The 10,000-nt window shown below is 37.5% G+C and carries 13 protein-coding genes (2 of these 13 only partly in view); 5 read left to right on the top strand and 8 right to left on the bottom strand.

What is annotated here, in order from left to right; all coding sequences use genetic code 11:
* Together LEP1GSC062_RS00320 and LEP1GSC062_RS00315 are read left to right on the top strand one after the other, a co-directional pair.
* Window positions 1–583, top strand: the 3' portion of a protein-coding gene (locus tag LEP1GSC062_RS00320) for an LIC10067 family putative lipoprotein (RefSeq protein ID WP_425268418.1). 146 nt of this gene lie to the left of the window's left edge; only the last 583 of its 729 coding nucleotides appear in the window; the start codon falls outside the window, past its left edge; it ends in the stop codon at window positions 581–583.
* 113 nt (window positions 584–696) lie between these two features.
* The gene (locus tag LEP1GSC062_RS00315) at window positions 697–906 is read left to right on the top strand and encodes a hypothetical protein (protein WP_002630872.1); all 210 of its coding nucleotides are present in this window, start codon (window positions 697–699) and stop codon (window positions 904–906) included.
* 87 nt (window positions 907–993) lie between these two features.
* On the opposite strand, the gene LEP1GSC062_RS00310 is transcribed toward LEP1GSC062_RS00315, so the two are convergent.
* From LEP1GSC062_RS00310 to LEP1GSC062_RS00300, 3 genes are all read right to left on the bottom strand, one after another.
* Window positions 994–1,362, bottom strand: coding sequence for a VOC family protein (locus LEP1GSC062_RS00310; RefSeq protein WP_002630864.1), 369 nt, complete (start codon window positions 1,360–1,362; stop codon window positions 994–996).
* A gap of 110 nt (window positions 1,363–1,472) precedes the next feature.
* Window positions 1,473–2,561: a hypothetical protein gene (locus tag LEP1GSC062_RS00305; protein ID WP_010577373.1), complete on the bottom strand. Its 1,089-nt coding sequence runs from the start codon at window positions 2,559–2,561 to the stop codon at window positions 1,473–1,475.
* Window positions 2,558–4,201 carry an NAD(P)-binding protein gene (locus LEP1GSC062_RS00300; RefSeq protein ID WP_010577372.1) on the bottom strand — a complete coding sequence of 548 codons (1,644 nt, stop codon included), beginning with the start codon at window positions 4,199–4,201 and terminating at the stop codon, window positions 2,558–2,560. Before LEP1GSC062_RS00300 ends, LEP1GSC062_RS00305 begins: the two co-directional genes overlap by 4 nt.
* Window positions 4,202–4,294: 93 nt before the next feature.
* Between LEP1GSC062_RS00300 and LEP1GSC062_RS00295 the strand changes: the two genes are divergently transcribed.
* Window positions 4,295–5,047, top strand: a complete 753-nt coding sequence (locus tag LEP1GSC062_RS00295; protein ID WP_039940720.1) for an HAD family hydrolase — start codon at window positions 4,295–4,297, stop codon at window positions 5,045–5,047.
* Here LEP1GSC062_RS00295 and LEP1GSC062_RS00290 read toward each other — a convergent pair.
* Window positions 5,036–5,887 carry a class I SAM-dependent methyltransferase gene (locus tag LEP1GSC062_RS00290; protein ID WP_010577370.1) on the bottom strand — a complete coding sequence of 284 codons (852 nt, stop codon included), beginning with the start codon at window positions 5,885–5,887 and terminating at the stop codon, window positions 5,036–5,038. The two genes, LEP1GSC062_RS00295 and LEP1GSC062_RS00290, sit on opposite strands and share 12 nt — an antisense overlap.
* Window positions 5,888–6,034: 147 nt before the next feature.
* Here LEP1GSC062_RS00290 and dapF point away from each other — a divergent pair, with 147 nt between their 5' ends.
* Complete coding sequence (gene dapF / locus LEP1GSC062_RS00285) at window positions 6,035–6,880, top strand: diaminopimelate epimerase (protein ID WP_020983010.1); 846 nt, start codon at window positions 6,035–6,037, stop codon at window positions 6,878–6,880.
* Window positions 6,881–6,903: 23 nt separating this feature from the next.
* On the opposite strand, the gene LEP1GSC062_RS00280 is transcribed toward dapF, so the two are convergent.
* Both LEP1GSC062_RS00280 and LEP1GSC062_RS00275 read right to left on the bottom strand, forming a co-directional pair.
* Window positions 6,904–7,608 (bottom strand): lysophospholipid acyltransferase family protein, encoded by a 705-nt coding sequence (locus tag LEP1GSC062_RS00280; protein ID WP_010577368.1) that lies wholly within the window; start codon window positions 7,606–7,608, stop codon window positions 6,904–6,906.
* Between the two features lie 39 nt (window positions 7,609–7,647).
* The gene (locus LEP1GSC062_RS00275) at window positions 7,648–7,938 is read right to left on the bottom strand and encodes a hypothetical protein (RefSeq protein WP_020983082.1); all 291 of its coding nucleotides are present in this window, start codon (window positions 7,936–7,938) and stop codon (window positions 7,648–7,650) included.
* A 525-nt stretch (window positions 7,939–8,463) separates the two neighbouring features.
* Here LEP1GSC062_RS00275 and LEP1GSC062_RS00270 point away from each other — a divergent pair.
* Entirely contained in the window at window positions 8,464–8,811 is a 348-nt protein-coding gene (locus LEP1GSC062_RS00270; RefSeq protein WP_039940718.1) for a slr1659 superfamily regulator, read from the top strand.
* A 5-nt stretch (window positions 8,812–8,816) separates the two neighbouring features.
* On the opposite strand, the gene LEP1GSC062_RS00265 is transcribed toward LEP1GSC062_RS00270, so the two are convergent.
* Together LEP1GSC062_RS00265 and LEP1GSC062_RS00260 are read right to left on the bottom strand one after the other, a co-directional pair.
* Window positions 8,817–9,398 (bottom strand): slr1658 superfamily regulator, encoded by a 582-nt coding sequence (locus LEP1GSC062_RS00265; RefSeq protein WP_010577364.1) that lies wholly within the window; start codon window positions 9,396–9,398, stop codon window positions 8,817–8,819.
* Window positions 9,399–9,504: 106 nt separating this feature from the next.
* Window positions 9,505–10,000: the 3' portion of a WbuC family cupin fold metalloprotein gene (locus LEP1GSC062_RS00260; RefSeq protein ID WP_010577363.1), read on the bottom strand. It continues 47 nt past the right edge of the window; only the last 496 of its 543 coding nucleotides appear in the window; the start codon falls outside the window, past its right edge — the gene reads right to left on this strand; the stop codon is at window positions 9,505–9,507.

Genomic DNA, 10,000 nt, shown 5'->3' with positions numbered 1-10,000 from the left:
ATCTCCTCCTCAAACGGATGGAGTTTCTTATACTGGAACTCAAATTACAATCAAAGGAAGAAATTTTATTCCGAATTCTACGGATACGATCGTAAAGTTTAATGGACTTGCAGGTACAATCTTTTCAATAACGACCACGGAAATCATCACTACCGTTCCTACCGGAGCAACCGCGGGTTTTTTAACCGTTTCAAAGGCGGACGGATTTTGCGATACCGTTAACGGAACCGACGGTTATAATTGTTCCGCGAGAAAATTCTACGTGGATTGTTATAAGGCTTACAGCAATATTTATGGGGATGAAACCGCGATTAACTACCCCGATTCTCAAACGGTTAAATTTACAGATAATTATTCGACAAAGGCTTTCCGTTCCAATCTTAGGGAAGTGGGAGAAACGATTCTTACTTTTGAATGTGATAACCTGGTGACCGTGAAATATTTTTCGAAAAATTGTACTACCAATACCATAGGAACTTTCGACGCTCCCGTTTACAATCCAACCATCAATTTTACGGAAAACTATGCGGTTCAGTATTTTATAACGACTGGAAAAGGGAGTTGTAAGATCGGCTTTCGGTAGTTGATTCTGTTTTCAGAGAACGTTATTGAATCGTAATTCATTCAATAAAATTCTCCGTAAAAAGTGTTTGGTTTTTTTCGTAAATCTGTTAGAGTTCGGTTAGGAGTTGTATCATGAAGGTAGTTTCCTCGGTTCAGCTAGGGCTTCCAGAAAAAGGAGTCAAAGATACAAGAAAAATCCCTAAGGAAGAAGGGATGATTCACGTCGAGCCTTATGAAAACAAACAGGCTAACGTTTCAGACAAGAGAGCTTTTGCGATTGAAGCCGGGCAAAACGGGGATTTTTACAAAGTTAAGGGTACTTTTATCGATAAGGTAGGCTGAACCGGGAGGAAATGGTTTGGAACTTTAGAGAATAAAAAAGCCTCTCAAAGAGAGGCTTTTTTGTGTACAGATTGTTTTTATAAAAAATCAATCTTTATAACTGATTTCTAAAACGTTGCCTGCAGGGTCTAGGAAGTGTAAGAATTCACCGTTATTATTGGTTTCGGGTCCGCGGATAATGGAGATCTTGTTTTCTTCTAACTCCGCGATCGCTTCGGTAAAATCGTCCACGTCTAAAACAAAACTTAGAACCGGAATTTTACTTTCGCCTAAAGAGTTTTTAAAACCAGAAATCTTTTGAAGCCTAATATTGATCGAATCCAATCCCATCAAGACGTATTCGCCCGATTTTTCATTTACCGATTCAAAATCGAATATATCAGAATAAAACTTCGCGGAGACTTCTGGGTTCTCTGCAGGTATTAAGAAATAGTCGATTCCTTCAACGATAATCATGGATCCATTCCTGTTTAACTTTTTCGTCATTATGAAAGGAAAACCTGGATTGTCTATTTAAAAACGAAAACTGGTCCCGAATGTGATAGAATTTCAAAGGAGCGAATTTTTTAACTCTTTTCAGAAATTTCAAAAAAGTGAAACAGTCTTGGATTGAGTTCTCCGATTTTCCAAAGATACGCGTCCAGAATATAATGGGTGAATTGAGGGAGAAAAAGAAGAGAAACCAAAATAGCGGATGCGAACTCGGGAAGTTCGAAGGAATAGAAACTTGAATTCTTAAAAATGAAAGAATGATCTTTCCAGATAAAACTGTCCCAAATCCATTCTTCAACGAATGCAAAAGCGAATAAAATGCATAAAAAGCATAGAAGGATTTTAATCCAAGATCCACTTTTGAATATTTCTATTCTGATCTCCGAAGGATTTTGAACTGTGTAATAAAAAAGTAAAAATATGTATGGAACTCCGTGATTGATTACATTTGTAATCGTAAATGAAAAATCGGAATTGAAATAAACAATCCCAAAAAACCAAACCACCCAAGTATTAGCTACCAGTAGAATTTTCCCTAAAGGCAATGAACGATATCTTATGAAATAATACGTATGAATCAGTATATAAAAACAAAGCCACGTTTGTTGAAACCAAAGTAATATGTTTGCTAAAGAAGGAATCGGATACTTCCAAAAATCCCCATCAATAAACCATGAAAACTCTCTCTTTTGGTCCGTGAGATGCCAGTATATAATCGGAATACCACCCATTAAATAGACTGTGATTTTATCGAATAAAAATGGAATTTGGGCGGACATGCTTTTTTTTCGATAGAGAGCCAGAAATCCGAACTGTTGCCGTATAAAATGGAAAACTGCAACGTATGACATGATTCTCCAGAACCAAATCACTCCGTAAGAATACAAAAGAACCGAAGATAAAAAACAAACGATCGGTACAGTAATCAAAAGAGTTCTTTTCTTTTTCCATTCTTCCTCGTTGAAGTAGGAGCGAAATAGAGTAGAGTATACGTGCGCTACGTCGATCAGTAAAACCGTACAAAACCAAGTCCAAGGGCTAATTTCGGAAGGAAGTATATTCCATTTTTTTAATATAAATAAGAATAGTACAGAAACAACTCCCGGAAGAATGATAAATGTAAGATCTACGGATGGTTTAAAAATCCAAGCTTTGGAATTCACGTTTTTTGATCTCTGAGAATTTTATGTGCAGCATCGTAACCCCGAACCAGAGCTTCTTCGAAGATGGAGATTCCGCTTAGATCAGAATGTGCGAAATGAAGATTCGGATAAGAGACGGAAAGTTTTTCCCTTTGTCCTCCCCAGATAAATCCGGGAACGGGGCGGATCATCGCGTGTGCGTAGGTCATAACGTCTATGTTGTAGACTCTTTTCTCAATGTCCGGGTGAGCTTTTTTTAAATCGAATAAAATCGATTCCTTCCAAGAGGACCAAGAAGTTCTTATCATTCTTTTGCGGGTGGAAATTGTATCTTGTTCACCGAATGCTTTGTAATATGTGAGAACAGATTCTTCCCGACTGCTTCCGTGCAAATCTTGGTGTGTGGAAACGATGTAACCCAAAGAAGAACTTTGATAGATTACATTATCCCAACAAGGAGGAATTCCTTTGCCCGTTGGGACTTTGTCAACACTTAGATTAGCGACTAACCAGGGAGAATAAATCAAGCCGTCGGCGATTCCCGATTTTTCTTTTAGAATGTACTTTCGAGTGAAGGACGGGAGGGAATAAACAATCGAATCGCAAAGAATATCCTTTTGTATTCCTGTGGAATGTGTATAAATTCGAACTAAGAATCTACCTTTCTTGGAATTTGATGGTTTTACGTTTTCTACAAGTGTTCCAGTTTGAATTTTGGATCGAATTGGAGATCTCAACTTCTCTACTAGAAAGCCGTTTCCTTCAGGCCAAGTGAGAAGACTCAAGTCCTCTCCGTTTTCATCCACGGGACGAGAACAAAAATAGTGAAGCCCGATCCAAGCGGAGATTGTATCCATAGAACCGCCGAAATCGTCACGAACGGAATAATCCAAAAACCAAAAAAGTTCTTTTGTTTTAAATCCGTGTTCCTTGATATATTCAAAAAAATTAATTTTATCTAGTTTTAAAAATTCAGGATCTCTGGAAGAAAGATCGATCGGAATCGAAAAAGCTTTTTTACCATCTCTTCCAATTTTTGATCTCCAATTTTGAATAAACTTCTTGAATTTTTGCTCTTCGTTTGCGGCTCGCGATCCAGGACTGCCTATGGGATATAAACCTTCGTTCCATCTTCCTTGATAGAAGATTCGTTCTTCGGGATCGAAACAAAGATATCTTTCGTTGTAGATTGGTTTTCCATTTTTGTCTTTACCCACGATGATTTCGTTTTCTTCAAGAAACTTACGGACTAGAACCGCTTCTTCTCCGGGTTGTGGTAAGTAATGAGCGCCCCAAGGATAATTACCGATCGAATTCCGTCCTGATCTCGAATTTCCACCGGAATCGTTTTCTAATTCTATAATTTTGAATTCATCAAATCCAGATTTATGAAGATAATAACCTGCACTCAATCCAGAGATTCCTCCTCCTAAGATTAACACTTTTACTTTTTCGGAAATGGAAAGATTTATATTGGAGGCTACGTTTGGTTCTATGTTACTTCGGATTCTATGTCCGACATCGTGATTCGGACCTAAAATTTTTCCGGAAATTTTCTGTCTGAATTTTAAAAACCAAATTCCGCTTACAAGTGCTGAAAAACAAAAACCTAAAATCGCAAGAAAGGATTTACGGGAAATGGTTTTTTGGTTGTTGTCCATACTTGTAGGAAGATTTAAGGGAATCTCCAATCATGCAAGGAAAAATGGGGTAAAAGAATTGCATTTGGAATTGAAAAGATTCTTTTGCAAGGAATGGCTCTTTTTTTGGACTTTGACAACACACTTTTAGATTCGATCGGAATCTATGAAACCACGATTCGACAACTTTGTAGAAACGCAAAAGAATACGGATTCTCTTCCGCAAAGGAATTTTCGGAGTTTTATGAGACTGCAAGAAAAGAAACAAAAATTGAACTGAAGGATTCTCCTTCAAATCGGCTTCGTTTAATTTACTTCAAAAAAATGTGCCTGTCAAAATGGGGAACTTTGGATCCGAAGTGGATTTTAAAATTAGAGAGAGATTATTTCCGAAACTTTCGGGAGGGAATTAAAATTCGTAAGAAAAAGTACGAGAAAGAATATAAAGAAGTCTTTTTACTCTTAAAAACAATTTCAGAAAAGCATAAACTTCTTTTTTGTACGAACGAGAATTTGAAAACTCAATTGATCAAATTCGATCTTTTATTTCCAAAAACTTTTCCTTACGCGATTTTAAGCTCGGAAGAAGTCGGAAAAGAAAAGCCTTCGGAGGAATTTTACTCCGGAGCGAACCGGCTTGTTTCCGAAGAAAAAGTCGTCTCGATGATAGGTGATTCTTTAAAGGATGACATAGAAGGTGCGCTTCGTTATGGAATTTCGGCGATTCGTATAACATCTGTCTTTTCTAAAAAACAGAGTAGTCCGAAAGAACGAAAGATTTCGTTTGAATTCGATTCTGATAGAAAGCGAGAATATTCCTATTTGGAAACAAACGATCTAAGAACTGCTTTGAGATTATTTCTTTAAAATGGCGAATAATGTATTGTTCAAGTTCATCATTTTGAAACTGAGCAACCAAATGGTTTTAGTCGCGTAATAATAAACTTTTTTAAAAAGAGGACCAAAACTGCCGCCTTGACTTCCCGAAACGGAAGCGATCGGTTTGAGAATCGTAAACTTACAGTCCACAAATCCTGTTTGTTTTGCGAGCATCCTCATCGTCTTTTCGGTATAATCATTGATGTGATCTTTCGCTTCAAGATAATGACCGTTTGGTTGCATGCCTTTCAGAGTGACTTTCAACTTCGCTTTAAAAAGTTGAATTGGAAAATTCGGAGTTTGTAAAAATAGAATTCCACCCGGTTTTAAAAGAGAATGCAAATATTCTAATAAACTATGAGGTTTGGGAATGTGTTCGATCACGTCCCAAAGAGTGATGATATCCAGAGATTCTTTTGCGATTTCGGAATTTTGGACGATTCCCGAAAAAACGTTTTTCAATCCGTTTTTGTTTCTCGCAAATTGAACTGCCTTTTCGGATATTTCGTATCCGGTCGCTTCCCAGCCGGGTTTTTGATCTTCAATTCGCTTAACAAAAAAGCCAAGTCCGCAACCCACGTCTAAAATTTTGCCTGAAGGAGCTGTTAAAAATTTTTTGATGAAGTCCTGATAAATTTCTCTGTGGGCGTGATCCCACCAACCGAGATCATAGGAAGAATCGTCGTCCCAATAACCTTCGTAGTGTTCTTCCTGTTCATAAGTGGAAAAAACGTGACCACAATTGGAACAACGAACGATATCGATTCCATTTTCTACAAAAACAGTAGAATTTTTAGTATTTGAGCAAAGATAGCAGATTTGATTCAAAAGAGCCCCCAGGGGAATTGTCGAATTTTCAATGTCTTCGGTTGAAGTCGAAAAAGCCAGAAAAAAGTGGATGGCTTTTTCTTGTTTTTGAATTTCCCCCGTAACAGTCTAAGAAAATATAGAATTCAATTTATTCTAGGAGTTCCTGTGGCCGCGCTTAAGTTTACAAAAATGGAAGGAATCGGTAACGATTACGTTTATATCGATTCCACTCAGGCTGATATTCGCCTGACGCCGGAGCAAATTCAAAAAATCTCCAATCGTAATTTTGGAATTGGGAGTGACGGAGTTATCTTTATTCGTAATTCAAAACAAGGCGATTTTATGATGGACATGTACAATTCGGATGGAAGTTCCTCCGAGATGTGCGGAAATGGAATTCGTTGTGTTGCCAAATACATCTACGATCACGGCTTAACAAATTCTAAAAATCCAAAAATCGAAACCGGCGCAGGTGTTTTAGAAGTGGATCTCAAGATCGGATCGGGTAATAAGGTCGATTTTGTTAGCGTTGATATGGGAAAACCGATTCTTGTCCCTTCCAAAATTCCTATAAATTGGAAGGATGAGGAAGTGATCGTTGATCAAACGTTTGAGATCGCGGGAAAAAATTTAAAGTTTACCGCGGTAAGTATGGGAAATCCACATTGTGTGATTTTTGTGGATGATTGTGATCAATTTCCCGTAAGTGGAATTGGGCCTTTGATCGAACGACATCCTATCTTTCCGAAACGAGTGAATGTGGAATTTGTTACGGTTCGCGGAAAAGATCATTTCTATCAAAGAACCTGGGAAAGAGGTGCGGGAGAAACGCTTGCGTGTGGAACCGGAGCCTGTGCAGTGACGGTTGCTGGAAATTTAACGGGAAGATCCGGAAAGGAAGTGAAGATCGATTTAAGAGGTGGAACTCTTAGAATTCAATGGCAGGAATCTGGAAGCGTTTTGATGACCGGACCTGCAAGAGAGATTTTCTCGGGGGAAATAGAAGTTTAGAATTTTCTAAACTTCAAATTATTTTAAGCTACTTCGGTTCTTTGTAGATTTTCCATTCTCATTCGAACTTCATCCGAAAGTTTTTTTAAATTATCTTCCAGTTTTCCCTCAAGATAAGGTCTATGATCGATTTTAGGTCCATAAAGAACACGGACCTTTTTGTAGATTGATCTCCGTTTGATATCGCAGACTTCCTTAGGCATTCCCATAAAAGAACGAACTAAAGAAGGAATCGGAATATCAGAATAACTTTCTTCAATCGGAACGATTACCGAAGGGAGAATATCGACTTTGTTTCGAATTGAGAATGCTGCAAAACCTTCGTGAAATCGCACCATGGGAGCGAAAAAGTCGTTTTGAACCATGTAATCGTGACCTTCTGGAAAAATTCCCAAGACACCTTCTCTCTTAAAAACCTGCTGTACCATTTTGATACTTGCCATAGAAATTTTTCCGTCAATTGCCATTGGAATTCCTCCGGCTAATTTGGCTAAGTCTTTGAAGATCGGAATTCGAAACGTATAATCCGCAGCGATCCAAGAAATATATCTAGGAAAAGTGTACGAAAGAATGAACGGATCCATGTCGGATCTATGATTGCTGACAAGGATTAGCTTACCTTCCTGGGTAATATGTTCCGTTCCATAGGCGTTGATGTTCACGGCAAAACCCAAAAAAGGGGCCACAAACTGTTTCAGTCTGAGATATGTTTGAGCTTCCTTTTCCATGAATGTTCCCTCGGACTTTTACAATAAGGGGGAACTATTTTATTCGCCCGTAAAAATAGACCACCATTTCTTTTTTTCCTCTAAAGAATTCGCATTCCTTGGATCAGAAGAGGACTCCGATTCGTGGGATTTACCTCTTCCGAGTTCTTGAGGGCGAGAGAGGTCCCTTCTTTTTCTGTCATTCTGCGGCGTGGAACGTCTTAATTCTTCCAATTCTCTTTGTGCAGAGGCACTGGACTTGATATAATTTCGTATATCAGCCCATTCGGGATCTTGTTCATTTCCGTAAACTGCATAATTCATAAGATCAATCGAATCAAACTCAGGCATAGAGCTTCTTTCCAGGTTTATTTATATAAATGGGTAAAATTCCCACAATCTCATATAGTCTTCTTAGGGGAGAGATGTTGCAAGAGTTTTCATATCATGGGTTCTAAAAAATGCGTTTGAAATAATGTAAACCAAATTAGATGAAAAAATAATTTAGAGTTAAGTTTTCTTTTTTATTGGGGTTTTCTGAAGATTGTTCATCTGAAATCCGAAAGTATTTTCATGGAGAATGTAGAAAGCGAATTCCTAAAACGACATAATCTGAAAATTGAGGAAGCCAAACCAAGTGAAAATGTAAAAAGGAGTGAAAAAGGCAGGATCTTAAGATTTCCTAAAAGGAGTATCTGGAATGCTGAAAAGATGCGGAAACTTTATGAAATGTTATTTTTTCAGTGAACGCTTGCTAGGCGTTATTCGAAATATCTGTCTTTTTTTTAAAAATGCCTTCATACTTTTTTAATAGTTAGTATATGATCTTTTTAAAAGAATAGGTGGCTTTGGAGTGTGATGGAAAGTGAAAGAGAGATGGAAATTTCAAAAGAAGACTATTTTATTGAAACGAAAAAAAATCGGGGGAGAATTAGAATCTCTGGGACTCTTCGTTTATTCAATGTGGAAGAATACGATCCGATTATTTCCGCTATAGAAACAATGTTGGATAATTCCGGAAGAGGAAAAGCGGTCATTGATATTAAAAATTTGGATTTTTTAAATAGCGCTGGGATTGCGAGCCTTTCCAGATTTGTCGCCGCTTACGATAGGAAAAGTGTTCATAATATAGAGATTAAAGGTAATAAAAATAAATACTGGCAGATTAGATTCTTGGAAAATATTAAAAAACTCAGATCGGAAATTAAAACGAGTCTCGAATAAGGAAATCAAACATTCAAAGCTTTGAGTTTTGTTTTTACAACTTCGTTCAAATCCAAATAGGCTCTTACGATGACATCGTAAGTACCATGGGAAATTTCATTGATTAAAAATCCCAATCGAACGGGAAAATCCTTTGAAAGAAGTAAAAGACCGATTCCGGAGTTCGGTTCGTTTCCATCTCGGTTTTTGAGTTTGTTGATATAAATTTCATCCGAGTTTCGGTTGATGAGAGCCGAGATGGAATTTTCCAGTTTATTCTTATGAATTTCGTTCGTTGAGTTTTTAATTTCAATTTTTAATATTTCGGAATAATATTTGAGATCTAAAAGAATCTCTCCTTTTCTATCTTTGGAAAACTTCGCCGCGTTTTCTATCAATTCATTTAATACGATTGAAATAGTATTGGAAGAATCTGGGTCCAGTTTTTCCTGACAAGAACAATAGAGAGAAACGTAATCCGCAGTGATCGAACAGCGCTTCCATTGGTCCCGAAGATCCATAGGTCGTAGTTTCAATGTGAATTCACTTTCGCAGGGAAGAGTGTCGGGTATCAGATTGTAATGGCCATATTTGACAGGATAATTCATAATATTTTTCAAATCTTTTAAATTCAACAAATTGTATTTAAAAAATAGAAACTTGAATTTCCGGTAAGAAAAGTAAAAAACGACCTCGAATAAAAATAAAGTCGGATTAAAAAAGTTTTTTTAATTGATTGAGATACTCGTTTCGATTCGAGTCCGTTTCGGAAGGGGCCCAAGGTGCGAAATCTTTGTCTGTAGTGGGATCGTAAGGTCCCGATTTTCCTTCAAAGCAAATTGCATTTTCAGAAAGGCAAACGAGAGTATGATATACTCCGGGAGCGATATCAATTCCGTATACTGGACCATCGGAGTTTAGATAATGTGTTTCTTGAATCGAGCCGTCTTCACGAAAGAGAATAAATCCTAAACTTCCTTTGAGCACCAGAAATGTTTCCGGTTTAGGGGGAGATTTATGTCTGTGTACCTGGATATATGTATCTCGAGTGAGAACGTTCAAAAATCTTTGATAAACTTCTGAAAGCTCATGAAAATTATGGTTGGCTCTTTTACGAGGGGAGGCATTCGCCTTCTGCAATACCTCCGAAAAAAGAGAATCCGTAAGGAGTTGTCTGTACGGTTTGGAAAAGTTCAAGTTTGGATTCACA

Origin of the sequence: Leptospira alexanderi serovar Manhao 3 str. L 60 (assembly GCF_000243815.2) — a bacterium.
Classification (GTDB): domain Bacteria; phylum Spirochaetota; class Leptospiria; order Leptospirales; family Leptospiraceae; genus Leptospira; species Leptospira alexanderi.
This window is presented reverse-complemented; position numbering and strand designations above follow the sequence as displayed.